Source organism: Cobetia sp. QF-1 (genome assembly GCF_002213105.1).
GTDB lineage: Bacteria > Pseudomonadota > Gammaproteobacteria > Pseudomonadales > Halomonadaceae > Cobetia > Cobetia crustatorum.
Window position 1 is genome coordinate 26,147 of the sequence record NZ_NBVS01000009.1, and the last position, 25,041, is coordinate 51,187.

Sequence of the window (25,041 nt, forward strand, 5' to 3'; positions counted from 1 at the left end):
CTCCAGATGCCGTTCGTTATCATTCCAGGAGACTGGACCGAGACTGGACCGAGGCTGCCACTGTCTTGCGTCAGTCATATGACGAGTTCCGCCTCCCTTGGCTAGCGCTCGCTATCCTGTTTATCCGCTTGTATCTAGCTACCCGATGGCGGCTTACGCCCAGGGTGCGGCCGGCGCGGAGCACACAATGAAGTACGGATTGAGAACGCTGTCATGCTGGTTATAACGCAGCGACTCACGCGTACTGGCATCCAATACCTGCCCGCCAGCAGCTTCGACCACCGCGTGTGCTGCGCCAGTATCCCACTCACAGGTCGGGCCGAGGCGAGGGTAAAGATCAGCGGTACCCTCTGCGACCAGGCACAACTTGAGTGAACTCCCCATGGCAACGATATCGCAGGCCGCGAAGTCAGCGACGAAGGCCTTGAAGTCCTCTGTCTGGTGAGAGCGGCTGCCGACGATGCGCCAGCTATCTTCTGCGCCCGGCGCGGCAGTGACGGAAATTGGCTGAGGTGCCTCGCTACCCACTTGCTTTTCTGCAATGGACGACGCGCCATCGGCTTGCTGCGCACCCACATACAAGGTGTCTATCGCAGGGGCATACACGATCCCGACGACCGGCACGCCTTGCTCGATCAGTGCGATGTTGACTGTAAACTCGCCATTGCGCTTTATGAATTCCTTGGTGCCATCAAGCGGATCTACCAGCCAGTAGCGTGTCCATTCGCTTCGCACGTCCCAGCTAATATCGGCATCTTCTTCGGACAGGATCGGCGTGGCACCGAACTGAGCCTGCATCGCCTCGAGTCCTTCGACAATAACGGCATGTGCCGCGCGGTCTGCCGTGGTCAAAGGAGAGTCATCGGCCTTCATGTCGACGGTGAAGTCGCCGCTTTCGTAGATATCCATGATGGCAGCACCCGCCTTGCGAGCAATGGCTTCAATCGCCGTCAGCATTGCGCGTGTAGTGCTATCCGTGGTGCTCGCGGTCGTATCCGTCATGTGTCTTCCTGTCAGTATTGAGGCCATCAGCGCAGCGGATGGCGAAAGGGGCCGTTGTCAGATCAGTTTTGATTGCTCGTGACGTCAGTAATCAAGTAAAGCATCGATCAGCCTGTAAATGGCCAGATCAGCGGAATCAACACTATCGATGTCACCCCGACGATGATGCTCATCGGTAGCCCGACCTTCATGTAATCCGAGACCTTGTACCCCCCCGGGCCCATAACCATCAGATTGGTCTGGTAGCCCAGTGGGGTCAGGAAACTGGCAGATGCCGCAAACATTATGGCAATTGCATACGGCATCAGCGATACCCCCATCTGCTCGCTGACCGCCATGGCAATAGGAAACATGAGTACCGCCGCTGCGTTATTGGTAATGATCTCAGTGAATAGCGTGGTGGTCAGATAGACCAGCGCCAGCATCAACAGGGGGGAATCACCACCTAGTTGCATCAATTGCTCCGCTACCAGCTGCGCGGCTCCGCTGTCTGTCATCGCTTGCCCGAGTGCCAGCGCAGCTGCGATCACGACAAGCACACTGCCATCGATACTGGCACGTGCTTGAGCCGCAGGCAGGCAGCCGGTGAAGACCATCATGATGGCAGCAGCAACGGCTGCTTCAACCAGGTCTACCAAGCCAGCTAGATGGGTAATGATCATCAGACTCATGATCGCGATGGCAAGCGGCGCCTTGGAGAGATTTGGCATCCCATTACCATCTAGAGCACTAACGAGTAGAAATTCACGGTTGTAGCGGTGCAAGCGAGAGAAGCCAGCGGCCGCTTCCAGTAGCAGCGTATCACCAGGGCGCAGCACGATATCACCGACCTTGCTGTCGATACGCTCGCCATCGCGTGATACCGCAAGGATCACGGCCTGATATCGGGTCCGGAATCGTGCACCGCGCACACTCACCCCCACGACTGGGGAGCTGGGTGAAATGACGGCTTCGACCATGCGTCGTTGATGATGATCAAGATCAAGACCTGCTGCGTCACTGTCCAAGCCACGGAAAACACGCACTTCATGGGCGGTATCCGCGACTCCAACGAAGACAAGACGGTCACCGGATTGCAGTACGGTGTCAGGCCCTACCATCGACAGTAACTTTCCTGAACGCTCTATCTCGGCGAGATAACCGAACTGCAAGCTACGTAGTCCAGCCTCTTCGATGCTCTTGTCGTGCAGAGGGCCCTTGTCAGCAACACGCATCGCGACAGAGTATTCACGTCCATTGCCCAGCTGTTCGACCAATCCCTTGCGCTGAGGGAGAAAACGCCAGCCAACCAGCACCATCCATAACGTACCCATGATCAACACCGGGACGCCTAATGGCGTGATATCGAAAATGCCAAGCCCCGGTAGACCGGCCTGTGATTGCAGCAATCCATCAACCACCAGATTGGTGCTGGTGCCAATCAGAGTGCAGGTACCACCGAGAATGGCGGCATAGCTCATTGGCATGAGCAAGCGGGAGGGGGAAATTTTCATGCGCGCACACCAGCTCTGCACTAGCCCAATGAAGAGTGCGACGACGGGTGTGTTATTCAGGAAGGCACTTAGCAGTGATGTGATAGGCATCAAGCGTGCCAGCGCTGAGGATGGAGAGGTAGGGCGGCCCAAAAGGCGCTCAAGCATCCAGCGCAGTGCGCCAGTTTCCTGAACCCCAGCTGCCACCACGAATAGTGCACCAATGGTCATGATGCCAGGGTTGGCAAAGCCTGACAGAAAAGTAGCAGGTGAGATAACACCCAGCAGAATGAGCAGCACAGCGGCTGCCATCATTAGCCACTCGGCTGGCCATCGATTCCAGATCAGTCCCGTCAGCACGCCTAACGTGACAAATAGCGTGATGATAGCGTCCATATGCTGCGCAATTTCCATCTACAAGAATTCCCTTGGCATCCTGCCACTTATCTACAACACAACATCCACTCTTGACTCCGTACAGAACGCTCTGCCTTTTGACTAAAAGGCAACGCATCTGCCGAGTTTGGCGAGGGAACATATTATAGCAAAGCGGAGCACATTAGCATTAAAGCTCCCACTACCAAAGCATGTCGGCCATGACACTGACCTCATAAAAAACTCATGCTAATTATTTGCCCACGAACGAACTCGCCTACAAACACTTTGATTGAATTCATTCGTCACTTTGCGTACTTTCGCTATTTGTGGACTCTACGTCAACGGTAACGCACCATAGAGTTACAAGGGTGTGCCTGGCGCCATGAGTGAGCATTTACTTTTCTTTAATGCAACGGAAGAATTGCATGCTGAACGTAGAAAAAAAACAAGGATGGCGGCCTCCTGTGCAACCCTGTTCAGCCTCAGAAAGCACTACTTGTACTACCAGAAACCCCGCTATTGGTGCGGCCTACAGCCGATCATTATGCTTTTCATCTGGCATTCTGCGCCAGACTCATCTCGGCTGCTTTATCCCCGAGCTTATGCCGCTAAAAAAAGCCGGCAAGCTACCCTCATGCATATCCCATTGCTACTCGAAATTCCAAGATCATCAGCGTAATCACGATATCACCATCCCATCTGCTCCACGCCATCGAGCAGAAAATGTAATAAAATCACCACTTTGCTCCCCTTTACGCGCCGTAATACCCTCTCGACTTATTCTTCAAAAAAGCCTCAAAAACATCGACGAAAGTCTAGGCATTACCGATGAAGTATCGGCAACGTGCGTCGTCGGATGGGGGCACAAGTCTACCGCTGAATTTGCCAGACGCTATGCCCGTGAACATGGCCTCTCTTATGTCGCCTTGGAGGATGGCTTTCTTCGCTCACTGACACTGGCAGGCGCTGGCTATCCGGCCATGTCGCTGGTCGTCGATCACCAGGGAATCTATTACGATGCCCGCCAGCCCAGTGACTTGGAGCAATTGATTGTTGAGTCCCCACAGCAGCAAGACGCCCAGCTACTTTCTCGCGCACGTCTTGCCATGCAGTGCATTCGCGAGCAGCGCCTGAGCAAGTACAATCATGCGCCCGAGAAACACTTGCCTACCTGCCAAAAAAGCCAGCGTATCCTGGTGGTAGACCAGACAGCTGGTGATGCCTCCGTCGAAGGTGGCATGGCCAGCGCACAGACATTTATCGACATGCTGCATGACGCCTGCGCCAGGCCGAATGCCGAGGTGTGGGTAAAAGTGCATCCGGATGTGATCGCTGGCAAGAAACAAGGCTATCTGCTCGATGAAGCGCGCAAACTTGGCTGTACACTGCTGAGTGACGACATGAATCCGTGGAGTCTATTTGAGCAAGTAGATGCCGTGCACGTGGTGACCAGTCAATTGGGGTTCGAGGCACTGATGGCGGACCTGCCGGTGACCTGTCACGGCCTGCCCTTCTACGCGGGCTGGGGGTTAACTGAAGACCGTCAGCAATGCTCGCGTCGTGGGCACTTCCGTTCACTCGAGCAGGTCTTTACTGCGGCATATCTGCAGTACAGCCGCTACGCCAACCCGTACACTCAAAAATCCGCCTCGCTCGAGGAAATCATCCAGTTACTGACGGACCAGAAGCGCCAGAGTGAGCGGTTGGCGGGTGACTGGATAGCCCCCGGGTATTCCCGCTGGAAGCAAGGATTCTTGCCCTACTTCCTTGGCCCCCTGTCACACATGAGGTTTGAAAAGCGTGACGCTGATGCCCTAAAGCAGCTGCAGGCACTTGCTGATGCGTCACCCCGCCTGCCGACTTCACGCCTCAAGGTACTGAGTTGGGCCAGCCGAACGACACCTCAATTCGCCGCCGAGGTCGCCGTGCACGGCGGCGAGCTATGGCGTATCGAGGATGGCTTTCTACGTTCGGTCGGTCTCGGGGTTGATCTGATCCGTCCGCTCTCGCTGATTCTTGATGCCAGCGCGATGCATTTCGACGCCAGTGCTGCCAGTACTCTAGAAGACTGGCTTGAACATCATGTGCCAGATACCACACAGCTTGAGCGCGCAAGACATTTGCGCGAACGCATCACGGCGCTAGGCTTGAGCAAGTACAATTCGGAAAGCGACCAGCTACCAGACATTCGAGCATTGGCCAAGGGCCGGGAAGTTGTGTTGGTGATTGGCCAGGTAGAATCCGATGCTTCGATTCGCCACGCTTGTCCCGGCATCAAGACCAATCAAGCGCTACTGGAAGCGGCGCGTAAATTGCACCCTGATGCTTACGTGATCTATAAGCCTCACCCTGACATTGTAACAGGCGGCCGACGTGGCGAAGCCGCCAGTGCGTGCGAGCCCTACGATCTCAAACTTACATCAGGCAATATCAGCCGATTGTTCGAGCAGATTGATCATCTGCATACTCTGTGCTCTCTAGCAGGTTTTGAAGCGCTGCTCCGTGGTGTGCCAGTCACCACGCATGGGCTACCGTTTTATGCAGGCTGGGGATTGACTTATGACCAGCTGGACTGCCCGAGACGTACACGCCGCGTGAGCCTGGACGCCCTCGTAGCAGGTGCATTGATCGAGTACCCCGTCTATGTGGCGCCGCAACAAGGGCATCTTTGCAATGTAGAAACAGTCGTCACGATTCTGGAACAACAACGCGAGATACTCCGCCATGGCACATTGACACCCTCTCTGCCATGGAAGACACGACTTTATCGGGGTTATCGTGCGCTATTCATCGGGAAGCACTGACTTATGCAACATGGACGTCTGGAGTTACCACTTATCAGCACTCATTTTTCCAGCGCTCCCCTTTTCAGTGCTCCGTTCATGGACGAGGCACTCGAGCAGCCCTCGCGCTTCAAGCTATCAGACGATGCCATCTTGACGCGCCCGCGGCCTCAGCCTGAACAGTCGTCTCCGCAGGGAGCGTCGCTCGATACACTGACCAATACTCATCATCGGTCTGGTGGCGGACGTCGTCGTGTCTTCATGTTGTTGCAGGGTGTGTGCTCGCCCTTCTTTTTACATCTGGCACACAAGCTCAAGCAAGATGGCCACGAGGTCATCAAGGTCAACTTCAACAGTGGTGATAGCTATTACTGGCGCCGCGACAAGGCGTATGCCTTCCGCGGCCGTATCGAGGAGCTCGGAGACTTCATCGCTGGATTGTGGCGCAAGCATCATGTCACTGATCAAGTGCTGTTCGGCGACCGTCGTCCCGTACATCGTGACGCCGTGCTCAAGGCAGAATATCTCGGCATTCGTACCCATGTCTTCGAGGAAGGCTACTTTCGCCCTTTCTGGGTTACGCTGGAACGTGAAGGCGTCAACGGCCATTCGCTGCTGCCACGTGACCCTGACTGGTTCAGAGAGGCCGGCAAGCAGCTGGAAGATGCGCCGACCCCGCAGCGCTTCAAGGCCTCCTTTCGTGAGCGCGCGCACCATGACATTACCTATCACTTGGCGGGCGCAGCCAATCCGCTGCTGTTCCCGCGTTACCAACCACACAGCATTCATGCGGTTCAGGAATATGCCGGCTACGCCACACGCCTACCACTGATGCGCTGGTACAAGCGTCGCGATGCCAAACGCATCGAGCAACTGATGGGCAGCGGTGCGCCTTTCTATATGCTGCCGCTACAGCTCAATACCGATGCACAGATTCGTCATCACTCACGCTTCGCCAACATGCAGGAAGTCATTCAGCGTGTGATGAAGAGCTTTGCGCTCAATGCCCCGCGCGGGGCACGACTCGTGATCAAGAATCATCCGCTGGACATGGGATTGGTCAACTATCCAGCATTGATTCGTGCACTGGAGCGCCGCTACGACCTGATTGGGTGCATCGTCTATCTGGAAAGCGGCAATCTGGAGAAGCTGCTTCAGCACGCCAAAGGCATGATTACCGTCAATAGCACTACCGGTAATGTCGCGCTGCAATACCGCTGCCCCACCTTCTGCATGGGTGATCCAATCTTCAATCTACCGGGCCTGACCTACCAGGGCACGCTGAATGATTTCTGGACTCAGGGTCGGCGACCCGATACCACGCTGTTCCGCCAGTTCCGCAATACCGTCATTCACACCGTGCAACTGAATGGCGGCTTTTACTGCAAGCCGGGCATGCAGCTCGCGGTACAAGGTGCTGTAAAGATATTGAGCGCTGAGCGCTCACCGCTGGAACTCATGCTGAGTCGCTGCTGACCATGGCATGTACTGATAGCCGACTCATCCTGCAGGGACGCAGATGAGTCACTACCGATCACAGCATCTGGTCGGTCTATAAGGAAGCTGAGAAATAGTCACTGCTCAGCCAATAACGAAAAGCAAGGGAACTGCCGACCGTCAGTGTCGGGATTCGAGGAGACAATTCGTGACGGCCATGCCCCCCCAGCAGCCAGCAAAAACAGAATCATCAGGCGCAAAGCGCAGTCCCGATTCACCGACTGAAGCTGGTTCACACTCAAGTACACCCTCAGCACTGCGGCGTGTACTGATTACCGGTGCCACCGGCGAGATAGGGGGTGCTTTGGCACGTCGTTATGCAGCCAAGGGCACCACGCTTATCCTGACCGGCCGCAAGCAGCGCAAGCTGGATGGCATTGCCCAGCAGTGTCGTGAGCTAGGCGCCGAGGTCGAGTGCACAGTACTCAACCTGTGCGATGAAGAAACTCTGCTGACCTGGCTGGAGGAGGTCTGCGCGCGCGGCGTGCCCGATATCGCCATCGCCAACGCGGGCATGAATACCGACATCGGCCCACAAGGGCACGGTGAGCGCTGGGAAGATGCCAGGCGCCTGCTGCAAACCAACGTCATCGGCACGCTAGGGATGGCACATCATCTTGCCCTTGCGATGAAGGCGCGCGGCAGTGGTCAACTCGTGTTGTTGAGCTCGCTCGCGGCCTGGCACGGGCTGGCACTGACACCCAGCTACAGCGGCAGCAAAGCGGCCGTCAAGGCCTATGGTGAAGGCTTGCGCAGCTGGCTGAAGCCGTTCGGTGTCGGGGTGACAGTCGTGATGCCCGGCTATGTCACTTCACCGATGTGTGAGGCAATGCCTGGCCCCAAGCCCTTCGAGATGCCAGCAGATAAAGCGGCACAGCGTATCCTGAAGGGAGCCGCGAAGAACCGCGCCCGTATCAGCTTTCCCTTCCCGCTCAACTTCGGGTGCTGGTGGCTGAGCGTACTACCGGCAGGAATATCGCAGCGCTTGCTGGGCCTGTTCAATTACACTCATTGAATGTTGTGACGCTGTCAGCCAATCAGATTCAGCATTCCAGCAGCATTTCACACGCGTTTTGCGAGTACTCAAGATGGTCGCTATTCCGACCTGAACATTACACTGCATCTGCTACGGCAGAGGCTAACGAGGTCGGCATTACATGGAGTTTGTCATTACGTTTGTTTCTTTCATGGTATGGCCGCTGCTGATCGGCCTGGTGATGACACTGGGGCTTGAACACCTGCTGCTGCGTCAGATGATACAGCCCCCGACGGCTTTTCTAAGCCGACCGGTCAGTGCCAAGCTGGCTCACATCGGTTACTGGTGCGCCAGCTGGTCACTGTGCACGCTGATCACCCAACGCCCCTGGTTCTCGCTGGTGGTGGTCAATGCATTATGGCTCGTTGTTCTGCAAGTCAGTCACACCAAGTATGTGTCGCTGCGTGAGCCGTTTCTCAGCCAGGATTTCGAGTACTTCACCGACGCCATCAAGCATCCACGCCTCTACATCCCCTTCTTCGGTATCGGCCTGACCATTGCGGCGATATCCGCCGGTGCGCTGGCGATTGGCCTGGGATTATGGCTGGAACCTACACTCTCGGCTTCGCAGTACGCTATGACTGCTGGGGCCAGTGCATGGCTGATGCCTTTGATCAGCGTATTGATCGCCTCCATTGCGCTCAGCTACGCCATGGGGGGCAAGCTTGCGCCGAAGGTCATTCTGGCGCCTGAGTTTGATCTTCATGAGCTGGGCATGGTGGCTTACCTGCTCGCGTATGCGCGTCTGGCACGTCGCCCGCTCACACCAACGCATGATCCGCTGCAGGCGGCGCAACGCGAGGTGGAAAACACACTGACAGCCGTTCTTCAGGCCACCCGGGAAGACGGCGTGGAAGCGACTGACAAGAGCGCTTTCCTGCCGCATGTTGTCAGCGTGCAGAGCGAATCCTTCTTCGATGCGCGCCGTATCTACCCACAGGTACGCGATGATCTGCTGCCGCATCTGGACCGCTGTCACTTCACGGCACTGGCGCAAGGCTTGCCATGTGGTCGATTGGCCGTGCCTGCCTGGGGGGCCAATACAGTACGCACCGAAACCGCCTTCTTGACCGGCCTGACGCCTGAGCAGCTGGGCGTGCATCAGTTCAATCCCTACCATCAGCTGGCCAAGCGCGCCGTGCCCAACCTGGCCGCCAGCTACAAGGCGCTGGGCTATCGTACACTTTGCATTCACCCCTATCCGGGCAGCTTCTATCTTCGAAACAAGGTGCTCAAGACACTCGGCTTCGATGAATTCCTCGATATCGCTCACTTCAGCGATGCTGACAAGTGCGGACAGTACATCAGTGATGCCGCTGTCGCCGCCAAGGTAGAAGACTGCCTACTGGAAGCGGGTGATACACCACTCTTCATTCAGGTCATCACCATGGAAAATCATGGCCCGCTGCATCTCGAGACATTCGACAACGCGCGCCTGGCCGAATGGTATGAAGGCGAGCTACCGGAGAATTGTCGTGAGCTTGGCATCTATCTACGCCACCTGGTCAATGCGGATGCCATGATCGACCAACTCAGTACGGCGTTGTCGCGTTTACCGCGCGGTGGACTGCTGTGCTTCTACGGTGATCACGTCCCCATCATGCCCGAGGTCTATCAGACGTTGGGTGAGCCCAATGGCGTAACCGATACCTTCATCTGGTCGACACACTTGCCGCAGTCCGCTGACGTGGCACAACAGACAATGGACGCCGTACGCGCGGCAGACCCAGAGCTGATGAAATGGGCTCTCGACTGCGACGGTGCCTTCAAGACCGACGAGCAATGTCGCAAAGGCGATCCGCGCGTCATCAACATTGAAACACTTGGAAGTGCGCTGCTGCAGGCGACGAATCAGCATGTTCGCCACAGCGCCGCGACTCAGAAGTTCAGGAGCCTCTCATGACCCGACGCGTTGCCATCATCGGCGCTGCAAGCCGTTTCCCCGGCACCACTCAGGCCACTCTGTGGGACGACCTCCTGGCTGGAAAAGACATGGTGACCGAAGTCGCCGATGACCGCTGGGGCAAGGACGCCCTACTGCATCCTGACACTAAAGCCCCGGGCATGAGCTACAGCTTTGCCGCCGGCACACTGGGTGATATCTCGGGCTTTGACCCGGCGTTCTTCGGCATCAGTCCGCGTGAAGCCGTCAGCATGGACCCCCAGCAACGCATACTGCTGGAGATGAGCTGGGAAGCCATCGAACACGCCGGCATTCCCGCCGAGAAGATGCGTGGCTCACGCTGTGGCGTCTTCATGGGCGTAGCCAGCCTCGACTACTCCTATCGCATGGCGGATGACCTGGGGGCTATCGGCCCCAATACGGCGACCGGCAACACCTCAAGCGTTGCCTCCAACCGCCTGTCCTATGCCTTTGACTTGCATGGACCCAGCCTGTCACTGGATACCGCCTGCTCATCGTCGATGGTCGCCTTCCATCAGGCCTGCCAGTCGATTCGTAGCGGCGAGACGGACATGGCGTTAACCGGCGGCATCAGCTTGCACCTGCACCCTTACGGCTTCCTGATCTTCTCCAAGGCCACCATGCTGTCCAAGACTGGCCGCTGTCAGGTCTTCGACGAAGCGGGCGATGGCTACGTGCGCTCTGAAGGGGGAGGTGTCTTCCTGCTCAAGGAGCTCGATCAGGCACTCGCGGATGGCGACCGCATTCTCGCCGTCGTGGCCTCCTCTGTGGTCAATACCGATGGCTACAAGTCCGGCCTGACCGTACCCAACCCGGCCGCGCAGATTCAGCTAATGGAACGTGCCTGCGAACTGGCGGGCATCAAAGCGGACGAGATCGATTATCTCGAAGCTCACGGCACCGGCACCGCCGTCGGTGACCCGCTTGAGACGCGTGCCATTGGCGCGGCCATCGGCCAGAAACGCACCTTGCCGCTGCCGATCGGCTCGATCAAGAGCAACATGGGCCATCTGGAAACCGCCTCTGGTGTCGCGGGTTTGGCCAAGGCGCTGGGGGTCATCGCGCACCGTGAAGTACCCGCGACTATCAAGATTCAACGCCTCAATCCCAAGATTCGAAGCGACGAGTGGAATCTCGATATCGTCACTGCCCCGCGCAAGCTCAAGGCGCAAGGCAAGCTGGTGGTGGGTATCAACTCGTTCGGCTTTGGTGGTGCCAATGCCCACGTCCTGCTGGAAAGCCCGCCTGAGCAGTCAGCGCCGGCTTCACAGAATGTCGAGGCAGATGACACACAGATGGCACCGCCGTTGCGCCTGTCGGCCCGCTCTCCGGAGGCGCTCAAGCAGACTGCACGTGAGCTGGCTGACCACCTGCGCGACGCTCAAGCCCACGATGCAGCTCCCAGTCTCTATGACCTCGCCTGGCAGCTGGCCGTACGGCGTGAACATCATGTCCACGGCGCTCTGCTGAGTGCAGACACCTTCGATGCCCTGCTAGATGACCTCGACGCGCTCGGCGCTGAGGGAGAGCTTGGCGACCACCCGCGCATCACGCTGGCTGACCGCCTACCGCCGCTACCTGCCGAGAGCGATAACGGCGCGTCTGTTCGTCAATTCGCTAGCGCAGTACCGGCCAGTGCAACATCAAGCTCACGTGAGCGCGGCCCAGTCTTCATCTATTCCGGCAACGGCTGCCAGTGGGAGGGTATGGGTCGTGTACTGATGCAGGAATCTGCCAGCGTGCGCGCCTGCCTGGAGCGCCTCGACACGCTCTTCCGCAACTTCAATGGCTTCGAGCTTCTTCAAGAACTGAACGGCCATCAAAAGAACGCAAGCGGCAGTGACACGATGGACGAGCACGAGAATCGTCTCGATGCGACCGAGATCGCGCAGCCGACGCTGTTTGCTCTCCAGGTCGCTGTCACCGAATGGCTGATCGAGCGTGGCATTCGCCCCGCTGCCGTCACCGGCCATAGCGTCGGTGAAGTTGCGGCCGCCTGGGCCAGCGGCGCACTGACATTGGACGATGCCATTCGCGTCATCTTCCAACGCAGCCACCACCAGGGACGCACCCGTGGCACCGGCGCCATGATGGCCGTGGGTCTTGGCGAAAGCGATATCCGGGCATGGCTGGAGCAGGACGAGTGGAGTTCACTATCACTCGCCGGCATCAATGGCCCGCGCGGCATCACGCTAGCGGGCGATCGCGTACTGCTGGAGGCCATGAGCAAGCAGCTCTCGGCGCAGGGGATTTTCGCCCGTGTGTTGGGGCTCGACTACGCCTTCCACAGCCCGGCGATGGACCCGATCAAGGCCGGGCTACTGGCTTCACTGGAAGACCTGACACCGCGCACGACGCAGATCCCCTTCGTCTCTACCGTTACCGGCTGTGTCAGCGCGGGCGATCAACTGGATGCATGTTATTGGTGGGAAAATATCCGTCAGCCGGTGCTATTCGAGGCCGCGATCAGCGAACTGGTCGCCTGGCCGGCAGCCGGTGATGCGACCAGTGCCCAAGGTCGTCATCGCCTCTTGATCGAAATTGGTGCACATCCGATTCTGCGCAGCTATCTGAATGATGTGCTCAAGGCGCGCAGCGATGATGCGCCTGCGGGGCAGGTACTCGCCAGTCTCGAGCGTCGTCATGACGGCCTTGACGCCCTGCAACACCTGCGTGGCCGAGTGCTGCTTTCTGGCGCGGTTGATCTCAGCGAGCAATTCTCTGTCGCTGGCCAGTTCGTGGATTTGCCGAGCTACCCGTGGCAGCGCACGCCCTGCTTCATCAATACCACCAGCGAAGGTCAGCGCCTGCTCGATCGTCACTACGTGCATCCGCTATTGGGTTATCGACTCGCCCAGCAGCGCCTTACCTGGGAAGCTCAGCTCGATACTCAAAAGGTAACGTGGCTGGCTGATCACCAGGTAGGCGAAAGTGCCGTTTTCCCGGGCGCTGGCTATCTTGAGCAGTGCCTGGCGGCGGCACATGAATGGCAGTCCGCCAATACTGCAGCGGGCAATGCCGAGAGTGACAGTCTGGCTGCCGTCCTCGATATCGAGGACTTCGAGATTCGTGCTCCGCTACTGCTGGATGACAGCACGCTGCGCCTGACACGACTATCACTGGACAGCGCCAATGGTGCGATGCGACTGGAAAGCCGCGAGACCCTCACCGAAGATGCCGACAAATGGAATCTGCACGCAGTAGCCCGTGCCTTCACTGGCACGCGTGGCCGTCTGCTCGAACGTCGTGCACCGGTGCTGCCCTCACGTAATGCGGACTTTGATCGTGATGCCCACGTGGCCGCCGCCGCGCAGCTCGGCCTGCATTACGGCCCGCACTTTCGCGCTGCCGAGCAGATCTGGGTCGAGGCCGGCAATGATGGTGCGTCTCGCCCTCAGGTACTGGCACACTTTGCACTGACGCCTGAAATGCTGGTGCAGGATGGTGACTTCCATCTGCACCCCGGCGTGCTCGACAGTGCCTTCCAGCTGTTCATTCCTCTGCTCGGCATCCTCAAGGGCCAGACTACCGCCAGCGATGGCATGGCCTTCGTGCCAGTGCGTGTAGGTCGCTTGCAGGTACGCCAACAGGTACGTGCTTCGCAGATCACGACTGCCCGTGTGGTGCTGCGTTCGCGCGGGCCGCATTCGCTGTGTGCTGATTTCGAGCTGTTTGATGCCGAGGGCCGCGCGGTCGCAGTCGCTGAAGAGGCGCGTTTCCGGGCAGTGCGTCTGGGCCGTGATGGCCGCGCGCATCTTGATTATCTTGATGTGGAACTGTCAGCGGCCCCGCATCCAGGGACAGCGGTCCAGGTGCCTGATTTCGCACTGGCTTCACTGGTCGCCGAGACATTCGACGTGGCGCAGGATGACACGCATCCGCTCAGTGACAGTCAGCGCTTTGCCGATGAACTGGAACCGTTGCTCGACAGCCTGATGCTCGCCAGTGTGCATGAGACGCTGGTGCGTCATGCCGCGCCCGGCGAGTCGGCACCCTCTCATCTGGATGTCGAAGCCGCGACTCGCTGGCAGCAGCGTGCCCCTCAGTTCAGCCGCACACTGCTGGAATGGGCTGAAGCCCAAGGCCTGATTGAGGCGCAGGAAAATGGCCACTGGCAGATAAATGAGCTTGATCTACCCGCCGCGCGCGATATCTGGCAACTGCTGGTACGGGATTATCCCGGCCAGTTCCCACTGACTCACGCGGCCGGTCGTCTGCATCTGCATCTGGACGAATGGCTCAATCGCGGCATACCGCTGGCCTCCCATGACGAGTCTGATGTCAATGCTGAGGCAGAGCTGCCGTCACAGACTCAAAGGCTGTCATTAGATGCAGAAGTGGCATTGGCACACCTACGCCAACCGCTTATCCCGACACTACTCAAGACAGCTGTTGGCAATGCTGGCTGGCAATGGCTGAGCGTGCAACTTGATCAGCGTCTCGAGACTGCCCTCGCCGCACTGCCGGCAGGACGGCGCCTCAACATCGTCGAGATAGGTGCCGGCGGCCCGTGGGTCGGTCAGCGCCTGACCTCGTTGCGCCATGCCGATACGCATCGCGCCTCTCATGATGCACTGGACTACACCTTCGTGGCCGCCAGCCCCTCGGCGCTGAGTGAAGCGAATCGCCTGCAGGAAGATCTGCCTCTGATCGACGTCGTATCAAGCGATGACTGGCAGGCGTCACAGCGTAGTGACACGTCCGGCAATTCTGCTACCACACCGCCGGCCAATACTCACTTGGCAAACACTCAGCTGGCGATCGTGCATCTGGACCTCGAAGCCCCGTCACACGCTCGCGAATTGCTGACAGCATTGGTCCACCACCTGGCGCCTGGCGCTGAGGTGCTGTTATGCGGGTGTGAGCCTGCCACATGGAGCGGCCCTCTTCTGGCGCTGGATGATGGCGAGCAGCTACGTAGCCATCCGAGCATGGCTCAGTGGCAGCGCTTGCTGACTCAGCTGGGGCTGCAAGGAGCCTCGGCGGCAGACGCGTCTGAACTCGACAGCGTCATGGCAGGCGCCTGGTGGATTGCCGCGCGTCTTGAACCGGTACATACCGCTGATGCTGAGATTTCCACAAGCCCCCAGGCATTGCAGTTCGCACTGCTCGATAGTGCACAGGCACCGGCTGATGACGTGCTGGTAGCCTGCCTGACACAGACACTGCAGGCACGTGGCCATCAGGTCAGCTACGAGACCCTGCCTGTCGCGACTAGTAGCGACCAGAGCACCGTTCACACTGAGCTCACCGATCAGCTCGCGCAGTTCGATCACCTGATCGCATTGCCCGCCGCTCAGGGCCGATCAGATGACGTCAATGCCCAGCAATGTGCACGCCAGCTGCTGCTCACTGAGGTGGCGCAAGCTTTTGATGCCGCTCATGAGCAGGATGAAAGCATCACGGCACCGACGCTTTGGGTAATGACTCAGGGCGTTGCCGCCCTCTGGCTGCAGCTAGAAAAATCAAATGACGATACGGCACAGCCACCTGCCGATGCAGCGAGCTGGGGCTTTGCTCGCAGTCTGGCCAACGAGAGTCAGTCATTGGCGATACGGCTGCTGGATCTTCCGCTTGCCGCGACGATGACCAAATCTCTGCTCACTGCCGTCGTGCAGGAACTGGAATCCCCGAATCACGAACAGGAAGTCGTCCTCACTGATGAAGGTGCGCGCTTTGCGACGCGCCTGCGCGAAGTGGCAGCTCCGCATTCGACATTGACGCCTGCCACTGCATCAAGCCTGCCGCAGGATCGGGCAGCCGTCAGTCTGGGCTTCAGCCAGCCAGGGCAATTGCGTAATCTCGAGTGGCAGTTACGCGTACTCCCGCTGGTGGCGCGTGGTGAAGTCGAAGTGCGTGTCGAAGCGACTGGCCTGAACTTCCGTGACGTCATGTACACACTAGGCCTGCTGTCCGATGAAGCGATCGAGCACGGCTTCTCTGGCCCGAGCCTCGGCCTTGAGTTTTCCGGCGTCGTCACGCAGGCGGGTGAAGGTGCCGAGTTTGCCGTCGGTGAGCGGGTGGTCGGCTTCGGCCCCGCCAGCTTCTCAGACCGCTTGGTGATCGCCGATACCGCACTGGCTCATGTGCCACAAGGTGTCAGCCTTGAGGCTGCGGCGACCATCCCGACCACCTTCTTCACGGTCTACTACGCGCTCAAGCATCTGGCGCGCCTCGAGGCAGGTGAAAAGGTACTGATTCATGGCGCTGCAGGAGGTGTCGGCATTGCCGCACTGCAGATTGCCGATTGGCTGGGCGCAGAAGTCTTCGCGACGGTTGGTTCACCGGCCAAGCGTGACTTCCTCGCGCTGATGGGCATCGAGAATATCTATGACTCACGTAGCCACGGATTTGCAGAAGATATTCTCGCTGATCTGGCCGCTCGCAAGCAGCGTGACCCCTCTGTCGATGCGCGCGGGGTAGACGTGGTACTCAACTCGTTGGCGGGTGAGGCCATCGTGCAGAACCTGCGCGTGCTCAAGTCTTTTGGGCGCTTCTGCGAGTTGGGCAAGCGTGATTTCTACGAAAACACGCCGATGGGACTGCGCCCGTTCCGTAATAATCTGAGCTACTTTGGCATCGATTCCGATCAGCTGATGAAGGAATGCCCCGGACTGACCACGCGTCTGTTCCGCGAGATGATGGCACTGTTCGAGAATGGCACGCTGGCACCACTGCCCTACACCACCTTCGATGCCAGCCAGGTCGTTGAGGCCTTCCGCTACATGCAACAGGCGCGTCAGATCGGCAAGGTAGTCGTTACTCAGCGCGCGGTTGCTTCAGCTCAGAGCAGCGATACCGCCGCTGACGCACAAGGTAGCGCGAGAGGTACGCCTGCCCTTTTACCGACCACGCTGACGCTCGATCCCGCAGCCAGCTATCTGGTCGCCGGTGGTCTGGGCGGCTTTGGCTTGCGCAGTGCTGAATGGCTGGCCGCCATGGGCGCACGTGAGCTGATTCTGCTTGGGCGCTCCGGTGCGGCGAGCGAGGAAGCTCAAGCCGGTGTCGCGCGCCTTGAAGCACAGGGCGTACGCGTACATGCATTGGCCTGTGACGTGGCAGATCGTGATGCACTGGCCCGTGTCTTCCAGCGTATCGCCTCCACTGACACCGCACTTGCAAAGAATTCGATCGCCCCGCTCAAGGGCATCATTCACGCGGCAGCCGTCATCGACGATGCGCTGATTCGCCAGCTAGATGCTGATCGCATCACACGCGTGATGACGCCAAAACTTGAAGGTGCACGCCTGCTGGATGTCTTGAGTGCAGAGCATGCACTCGACTTCTTCGTGCTCTACTCCTCCGCCACGACGCTGTTCGGCAATCCCGGCCAGAGTGTCTACGTGGCCGCCAACCATTGGTTGGAAGGCCTGGCAGCCAGTCGACGCGCGCGTGGTCTGCCCGCCACCTGTGCACGCTGGGGCGCGATTGAAGATGCCGGTTTCCTGGCGCGTAACGAAAAGACCCGTGAAGCGCTCAAGAATCGCCTGGGCGGTGATGCGCTGATGGCTGATCAAGCCTTGGCATGCCTAGGTGACATGATCATCGCGGACCAACAGGCGCTCGCACTGGGTCAGCCGTCACGCTCTCTTGGGGTACTGGAGCTCGAATGGGGCGCGCTGGCGCGCTTCTTGCCGACGGCCGATACACCGCGCTTTGCCGAGATTGCACGTCGCGCCGGCGATGACGACAGCAGTCAGGCACAGCAGGATGATATTGCTGCTGCACTGGCGGGGCTGTCTGGTGAGGCACTGCAGACCGCCATCGTCGAGATACTCAAGGGAGAACTCAGCAAGATACTGCTGATTGATGTCGAGGCCATCGACGTCAACAAGAGCGTCTACGACATGGGCTTCGATTCACTGATGGGAGTCGAGCTGATGACGGCTGTCGAGTCACGTCTCGGCATCAGCATCCCGGTGATGATGATCAGCGAGGCCGCGACGCTGTGGCGTCTGGCTGAGCGCCTGATGCACAAGATGGACCATCACGACAGTGAGGATGGCGAGAGCAGCAGTGAAGAACAGGCCATGGCCAAGCTGGTCAAGCAGCACGGCGGTGAAACGGCCACGCTGGCGGAGCGCGGCGAGATGGTCAGCAAGTAGCCCCACTCGCCTGAGCATGCAAATACTCACTACATGCTCAGGCTGGTACCGCGCGCCATCTTGGCGTAACGTCGAGACATATTTGTGCAGCACACTTGCTGTTACCAAGACCACATAAGTACCCGACGGGCGGGGAGCCATGGCTCTCGCGCCCGTTTTTGGGTCAAGAATCTTCGTTAAAGGAACTCGACACTTGGCATCCCGCATTTCCTCAGGTACATCCGCCGCCGACATGAAGCAACAACTGCTCGACAAGGCGCGCGCACGCCGTACCCGAACCACCAGCACGACCAGTACTGAGGCGGAACATGATGTCTTTGAGCAGAAAGTCGCTGCTTCCGCCGAGATCCACGATGATTTCGTGCGCTTTGATCGCCAGCCGGGTTACCAGCAACTCAGCATGATGCAACAGGCCGGTGCCGCCTTCGGCGTACCCGAGCCCTTTTTCCGCGTGCACGAAGGGTGCGCGGGCGCGACCACGCGCATCGAAGGGCGCGAACTAGTCAACTTCGCCAGCTACAACTACCTCGACTATTCCCAACATCCAGAGGTCATCAAGGCCGCTGCCGATGCGGCAGCCCATTACGGCACATCAGTCTCGGCGTCACGTGCCGTATCTGGCGAACGACCTATCCATCAGCAGCTGGAAGCCACCGTGGCGCGCACGTATGACGTCGAGGACGCGGTGGTCTTTGTCAGTGGTCACGCCACCAATGTGTCGACGCTGGGCTATCTGCTGGGGCCAAAAGACCTCATCCTGCATGACGAGTGGATCCACAACAGCTCACTGGTCGGCGCTCAGTTGTCTGGCGCGCGGCGCATGCCCTTCGCTCACAACGACCCTGATGCACTGGAAACCTTGCTCAGCTCACAGCGCGCCAAGTTCGAGCGTGTGCTGATCGTCACTGAAGGCCTGTATAGCATGGACGGCGATGTGCCGGATCTGCCGCGCCTGATCAAGCTCAAGCAGCAATATCGCTGCTGGCTGATGGTGGATGAGGCGCACTCTTTCGGTGTACTGGGTGAGCATGGACTGGGGCTGCGCGAGCACTTCTCGATTGATTCACGCGATGTCGACATCTGGATGGGTACCATGAGCAAGACGCTGTCGGGCTGCGGTGGCTATATTGCCGGCTGCAAGGAGCTCGTCAGCATGCTGCGCTACTTTGCACCGGGCTTCCTCTACTCGGTCGGCATGCCGGCCCAGGTAGCGGCGCCTTCGCTCAAGATTCTTGAATTGCTCGAAGGTGATGACGCCAAGGCACGTATCGCGCGTTTGCACGCCGTCTCGGGCTACTTCCTCAAGCGCGCCCGTGCTTTGGGGCTGGATGTCGGTGAGAGCCTCGGCGTGGCGATCGTTCCGGTAATTCTGGGTAGCTCACTGGTAGCAGCGCGCCTTTCCAACCAACTGTTCGAGGCTGGTTTCAATGTCCAGCCGATCCTGCACCCGGCAGTGCCCGAGAAAAGTGCGCGCCTGCGCTTCTTTCTCTCCTGTGAGCACACCGAAGCCCAGGTCGATGCCGTACTGGAGACACTTATCCAACAGCTGAGTGATATCAAGGCAGGGAAATGAGTCATCGGGTACCGCAGGACTGATTCACGCAGCTCCCAGAATCCGCTCTCAAAACCAAAAGCGGCCCCACTTTTCAGTGGGGCCGCTTTTTTGACGCACATCGATATCACTTCAAAGCATGCAGTAACACTTGTCGCGCATTGTCCTCGTTGTTCTTCATGATCTGCCATATCCCGTGTTCGTCACTGTGACGTCGTGCTGAATGGACGGGCCTGGAAAAGCGGGCTGATATCGACAAGTTGATACCAGTGCACAGCACAGCCTATGACTCAGACATACTTCAATTCAGCCCTGTAACTCAGACATACTTCAATTCAGCCCTGTAACTCAGACAAGCTACGCAGCCGGCTGCGCAAGCAGGTCCGTCAACACTTGCTCAAACACGTCGCTGGGCTGAGCGCCACTGAGGGCGCTACGGCGATTGAAGACGAAAGTCGGGACGGATGAGATGCCCATCTGCTTCCAGTGCTCCTCATGGGCCGTCACCTGCTTGCGTGCATCGTGATCATCCAATCGCGCCAGACCTTCCTCGGCATCAAGACCAACAGATTCCAGCGACTCAGCCATCACGGCGCGGTCCGAGAGGTCCTTTTGCAGCGTGAAGAAGTCTGCAAAGAACTGCATCTGAAGGTCATGTTGCATGCCGTGCTCTGTGGCGTACTCAAGCAGGACATGCAGCTCGAACGTGTTGACCATGCGCATGTCATCAAAGTAATTGAAGGCGAGCCCTTCCTCAGCCGCGAGCCCAGCCAGACGCTGACGCGCCTCGACACTGCCTTCCGGAGTCGTTCCGTACTTGCGTGCAGAGTGCTCACGCAGGTTCTCACCTTCCGCGGGCATGTCCGGGTTCAGCTCAAACGGCTGCCACTCGATCTCGACCTTGTTCTGCAGGCCCAGTGACTCAATGGCCGTCTCCAGACGCTTGTAACCGATGATGCACCAGGGGCATACCACGTCAGAGACGATGTCGATCTTCAGCTTGTCTTGCATGTCAGTACTCCTGAACAACAAGGGATTTGCCCTCATCATCAAAAATCGTTTCTGAGCAATCGCTCAATATTAGGCATACTGTATCCCTCCATAGGCTCAGTATCAAGATACCCCTCATCTGCCCACACTTGCGCGCAATGAGAGCACCAATGACACCCAATCAGGTCGCGCAGGTTAAATCATTCACCTGCGTGAGTGTTACCTGCTGACATCGAACGACCACTACACGCCACTGTGCTCGGCTATCACACCAAACGCGACCCAGTCATCGCATCAACCTGTGAATCAGTACCCAGAACACGTTCGCGGGCGCGCATCGTGCCCCACAGAATCGCCAGCCAGTAGGCATAGACCATCACCCCACTGGCCTGGGAGAACATTACCCAAGTCATGCCGAAGTCGATAAAGGTCAACGGCAACAATACCCCGGCAACCGCCAACGAGCGCAGCGTGAGGTCATCACTGTCCAGCCGACGGTAGAACAGCCGCAATGGCACCAGGTAAAGCGCCAACAATGCCAACAGCCCCGGCACGCCACGCTTGACCCAGGCATCGAGAAATTCATTATGCGGATGCGTGTAGGTCTGCACGTGACGGCTGAGCTCACCCGCGGAAATCATCGCATCGCGCGTAGTGGCATACCCGCTCTCCCCTCGGCCTAGCCAAGGTTGATCCGCGATCATGATCACTGCACCACGCCACATCTCAAGGCGGGCACCTGCCGATGTCCCCGCATCACGATCCTCGACATAGCCTGTCACATCCGATACGCCCGCCTCTACGCGTTGCTGAATGCCGGTCGCCGGCACCATCACCATCAGCGCAATCACAGCGACGCAGATCACCACGCCCAGTTGCAACACACGCCGCGACACCACCTCACCATAGCTGCGATACAGCACCCAGGCTGCAAACGGAAAGCCTATCCATCCGCCGCGTGTACCCGACATCAAGGACCCGATGATGCCCAGAGTGCCGCCGACCAACAGTGCCAGTATCCAGACACGTCTTGAGGCACTCTTGAGGCTCACTGCCCACCCTAGGCCTGCCAGACACATCAGGCCCATCAACATGCAGATATCGCCAAAATTGATGGTGTTGGTATAGCCCCCAGCGCGATGCATGCCCCACACCAGCTTCTGCCACATCGCCCAGCTGCCGGTGAGCACACTACCGAGTATCAGCCCACCCCACAGTGCCTTGAGTGAAGGCGGAAAGCGCAATATCAGCAACATGACCGGCACCGCCAGCAGCAGCCGCAACGGTACACTCGCCGTACGCCAGTGATCTCCCTGAAGTGCAATGCTTGCCAGCAGCAATATCCCGAAGATCAGCATCGCACCTATCACGAGATAATCGCCACGCACCGGACACCCCATCAGCTCACGCGGCTCTCGCAGCAGCCAATAACCACTCAGCAACACCAGCAATAAAGGCCCTATGCTGTAGCCAAACGGCACGATCAAGCTGAGCATGCCAAATAGAAAGACACCTATGGAGACGGGATTCATGACAACAGACATTCCTTTGCTGCGATGGGGGTGATGACACTGCGCGTCAACCTGCGAATGTACGGATGACGACAGAGGCGATGATAGCGTGAAGCCTGACACAGAAACCTCAGTCCATGGCATCAGGCGTGAAGCATGAAACTTTTCACCAGCGTGAATCAGAGTCAGCATTCAACTCAGTGCCATTCAGCGCTTCCGGCAGCACCAGCGATCGCGGAAATGATGAGAGCGGTGTTAAAGGAGGAGTTGCGAGAAGCGCAAAGCGCTACATCAAACTGATTAAACCTATTTCCCAAGACCAGTAATATAAACAAGATATAAAATCGATGACAATTGTCAATGCTTAATTAGCACGATAAAATTTCACCGTGATCGACGCAGAAATGATTGCACCTGAGCGGCGACCCCACGTCGATATCTAATCTATTGAACTAAGATTCGTAAAATCAAGGTAAAAAAAACGCCACATCCTTAGATGCAGCGCTTAGTAGAAACAATTAATTTACTACATCAGGAAGTAATGAACTCATTTTCTTTTCAATAACAGCTGCAAGATATTTAACATAAGGAAGATGCACATGATGAGCATCTCTATACATCAACATCCCTTTATTTACTACTGGACATTCTGTATCACTACATAGCCAGTTAGAAAGGTCTATACTACCTATTAATTCACTATAAGAGCTCGCCGGATTATCAGTTAATAGAGAATTCTTTCTCTGCTTAACACATGCCTCCTTGCCTTGTGATGTCTGGTCTTTATAAGCACAGTCTGGCACATTATAAGAGAACCTAGGATTGTCTCTAATGCCGATTACCCTAATCCCTAGTGCATTTATTTTTTTCCAAGAATTTATATATTCTTCAGGAATATATTCGGACGTCGTACTTGTGCGAGTTGAATTGGTAATAACAGCGACCGGATTAATATCTTCTATTTCTTGCAAAACATTTTCATTCCAGACTTGGCACGATTTGTCCGAATGCTTTAACGCCCCTAATGGACAGCTACTTTTGCTCATACTAATGATTTCGAAGCTATTCCTTTTTGCTATTGATCGAAGAGCTGGTAACCATTGCAAAGCATGTGACCCACCTACTAGCACGACTTTAGTCTCTGAGTCCATATCACCAAAGCTACACTTCTTTGCACTCGTCCCGCCACCTTCTTGATTGCAATGTATATTATATGGCTCTGGCAACACTCTTCTTGCAGCTATTAATTCATTTCTAGGGATAGGCATAGAAACTGTGCCTTTCATTATCTCATCGACATAATTTTCATTGGCCTTATGGTTCTTCCATTTATAACTAAGCTCATGCTCAATAGTAACAAAATTACTCCGTACAACTAAAGAAAAAATAGCAACCGGAACAAAAAACACAACACCGATTAAAATATTAACGTAGAGTTTGTTTTTGGGGATCTTATAAACCTGCTTTTCAACTACAACATTTGTCATTAATGCCAACAAAAATGACAGTACAATAATTCCAGCACCATGTATCAGACTAACATCAACGATGTCGTAATACTCTTTGTAAAATACCAGTATAGGCCAGTGCCATAAATATATAGAGAATGAAATGCCACCTAAGAATTTCATGAAACCATTTGCCAGAAATTTATTTAAAACTCCTTGGCCACCAACGCCAGAAATAATAACCATCCCTGCACCAATTACAGGAATCAGCGCAATAAAACCTGGGAATGGAATAGTGGAAGGAATAAAGATAGCTCCGCCCAAAATCATAATCAAACCCAGTAAACAAGTAGCGCTTCTTTTGCCAAAATGATTAACATTCACTGCCATAAGGTATATTAAGACACCAGACAAAAATTCCCATAACCTTGCGGCAGGATCAAAATAACTTGAAGATGGTGTAACGAAAGATGTAACAACAGAATAAGAGAATGAACACAGCGCTACAATTATAACGCCCAAGAACATAGGCCAAGAGGAATTCATTCTCTTAGCCATAATAGCAAGAGGAATCATTAACAATGGAAGTATAAAATAGAATTGCATCTGTATTGATAATGCCCAAAACTGCTGAACTGGGCTAGAAGGAACGTCAGAAGCCAGATAATTTACGGATTTACGAATTAACTGTATGTTTTCCATATGAAATATGGTGGCTATTATTTCATCTACTGTGCTTGTTAGAAACGATGGCGAGAGCACAAAATAGCTCAACACTAGAGTTGTCATTATAACTATATAAGCCGATGGGAACACTCTTCTCGCAATAGCAATCCAGAAGTGCATTGGATTATATTTATTGAAAGTAAAATAACTTCTCAATAAAATAGAGGCCATCAAAAATCCAGATATGACGAAGAAAACGTCAACACCACCTGATACTTTATGTATCCATATGTGAAAAGACATAATTATAAAAGAACATAAAGCTCTCAGCCCTTGTATATCGTCTCTATAGCCTAGCGAAGTATACTTCTCAAACATTATCAATATTCTCTCATTTAAATTAATTATCTAGCTATAGCGGTTATAGCAATAAAAATTATATCACTACTACAGAAGCCAGTAGATGCACATCGCCTTAATAAATCCAATTAATATTTAATGGAAATAGAGCTTTCGAACTATTATGGCAACGGGGCATAATATCAAAGCAATGGCTTCTACATAGCACTCTTCTATAAAAGGCAGCAGAAGCATTGATCCAATAAACAGAATGCGGTAAATATTGCAAAAGTATATCCTTATAAGAAGCCTGCGAAAATATCGCAGACTTCTTATAT

At 56.2% G+C, this 25,041-nt stretch carries 11 protein-coding genes; 6 read left to right on the forward strand and 5 right to left on the reverse strand.

What is annotated here, in order from left to right:
• Window positions 1-153: 153 nt before the first annotated feature.
• Together cysQ and CFN46_RS14530 are read right to left on the reverse strand one after the other, a co-directional pair.
• On the reverse strand, window positions 154-1,002 hold the full coding sequence (gene cysQ, locus CFN46_RS14525) for a 3'(2'),5'-bisphosphate nucleotidase CysQ (RefSeq protein ID WP_176426492.1): 849 nt from the start codon (window positions 1,000-1,002) through the stop codon (window positions 154-156).
• Between the two features lie 107 nt (window positions 1,003-1,109).
• A complete protein-coding gene (locus tag CFN46_RS14530) occupies window positions 1,110-2,888 on the reverse strand; it encodes an SLC13 family permease (RefSeq protein WP_254918503.1) in 1,779 nt (592 codons plus the stop codon).
• A 785-nt stretch (window positions 2,889-3,673) separates the two neighbouring features.
• Here CFN46_RS14530 and CFN46_RS14535 point away from each other — a divergent pair.
• The 6 genes from CFN46_RS14535 to CFN46_RS14560 all read left to right on the forward strand — a co-directional run bounded on the left by CFN46_RS14535 (window position 3,674) and on the right by CFN46_RS14560 (window position 19,770).
• Window positions 3,674-5,656: a capsular polysaccharide biosynthesis protein gene (locus CFN46_RS14535; protein WP_254918511.1), complete on the forward strand. Its 1,983-nt coding sequence runs from the start codon at window positions 3,674-3,676 to the stop codon at window positions 5,654-5,656.
• Between the two features lie 3 nt (window positions 5,657-5,659).
• The gene (locus CFN46_RS14540; RefSeq protein WP_369597147.1) at window positions 5,660-7,111 is read left to right on the forward strand and encodes a capsule biosynthesis protein; all 1,452 of its coding nucleotides are present in this window, start codon (window positions 5,660-5,662) and stop codon (window positions 7,109-7,111) included.
• A 178-nt stretch (window positions 7,112-7,289) separates the two neighbouring features.
• Complete coding sequence (locus tag CFN46_RS14545) at window positions 7,290-8,147, forward strand: SDR family NAD(P)-dependent oxidoreductase (RefSeq protein ID WP_088743982.1); 858 nt, start codon at window positions 7,290-7,292, stop codon at window positions 8,145-8,147.
• A gap of 142 nt (window positions 8,148-8,289) precedes the next feature.
• On the forward strand, window positions 8,290-10,071 hold the full coding sequence (locus CFN46_RS14550; protein ID WP_088743908.1) for an LTA synthase family protein: 1,782 nt from the start codon (window positions 8,290-8,292) through the stop codon (window positions 10,069-10,071).
• A complete protein-coding gene (locus CFN46_RS14555; RefSeq protein ID WP_088743909.1) occupies window positions 10,068-18,197 on the forward strand; it encodes a type I polyketide synthase in 8,130 nt (2,709 codons plus the stop codon). Before CFN46_RS14550 ends, CFN46_RS14555 begins: the two co-directional genes overlap by 4 nt.
• A gap of 232 nt (window positions 18,198-18,429) precedes the next feature.
• Complete coding sequence (locus tag CFN46_RS14560) at window positions 18,430-19,770, forward strand: aminotransferase class I/II-fold pyridoxal phosphate-dependent enzyme (protein WP_088743983.1); 1,341 nt, start codon at window positions 18,430-18,432, stop codon at window positions 19,768-19,770.
• 336 nt (window positions 19,771-20,106) lie between these two features.
• On the opposite strand, the gene CFN46_RS14565 is transcribed toward CFN46_RS14560, so the two are convergent.
• The 3 genes from CFN46_RS14565 to CFN46_RS14575 form a co-directional block, all read right to left on the reverse strand.
• Window positions 20,107-20,760: a DsbA family oxidoreductase gene (locus tag CFN46_RS14565; RefSeq protein ID WP_088743910.1), complete on the reverse strand. Its 654-nt coding sequence runs from the start codon at window positions 20,758-20,760 to the stop codon at window positions 20,107-20,109.
• Window positions 20,761-21,005: 245 nt separating this feature from the next.
• On the reverse strand, window positions 21,006-22,271 hold the full coding sequence (locus CFN46_RS14570; RefSeq protein ID WP_176426493.1) for an O-antigen ligase: 1,266 nt from the start codon (window positions 22,269-22,271) through the stop codon (window positions 21,006-21,008).
• Window positions 22,272-22,768: 497 nt separating this feature from the next.
• Window positions 22,769-24,742 carry an acyltransferase family protein gene (locus CFN46_RS14575; RefSeq protein WP_088743912.1) on the reverse strand — a complete coding sequence of 658 codons (1,974 nt, stop codon included), beginning with the start codon at window positions 24,740-24,742 and terminating at the stop codon, window positions 22,769-22,771.
• Between the last annotated feature and the right edge of the window lie 299 nt (window positions 24,743-25,041).

Bases quoted from the DNA above. Each gene is read 5' to 3' on its own strand.
- CFN46_RS14530 (WP_254918503.1), bottom strand. From the start codon at position 2,888: ATGGAAATTGCGCAGCATATGGACGCTATCATCACGCTATTTGTCACG.
- CFN46_RS14545 (WP_088743982.1), top strand. From the start codon at position 7,290: ATGCCCCCCCAGCAGCCAGCAAAAACAGAATCATCAGGCGCAAAGCGC.
- CFN46_RS14555 (WP_088743909.1), top strand. From the start codon at position 10,068: ATGACCCGACGCGTTGCCATCATCGGCGCTGCAAGCCGTTTCCCCGGC.
- cysQ (WP_176426492.1), bottom strand. From the start codon at position 1,002: ATGACGGATACGACCGCGAGCACCACGGATAGCACTACACGCGCAATG.
- CFN46_RS14565 (WP_088743910.1), bottom strand. From the start codon at position 20,760: ATGCAAGACAAGCTGAAGATCGACATCGTCTCTGACGTGGTATGCCCC.
- CFN46_RS14570 (WP_176426493.1), bottom strand. From the start codon at position 22,271: ATGAATCCCGTCTCCATAGGTGTCTTTCTATTTGGCATGCTCAGCTTG.
- CFN46_RS14560 (WP_088743983.1), top strand. From the start codon at position 18,430: ATGAAGCAACAACTGCTCGACAAGGCGCGCGCACGCCGTACCCGAACC.
- CFN46_RS14550 (WP_088743908.1), top strand. From the start codon at position 8,290: ATGGAGTTTGTCATTACGTTTGTTTCTTTCATGGTATGGCCGCTGCTG.
- CFN46_RS14540 (WP_369597147.1), top strand. From the start codon at position 5,660: ATGCAACATGGACGTCTGGAGTTACCACTTATCAGCACTCATTTTTCC.
- CFN46_RS14575 (WP_088743912.1), bottom strand. From the start codon at position 24,742: ATGTTTGAGAAGTATACTTCGCTAGGCTATAGAGACGATATACAAGGG.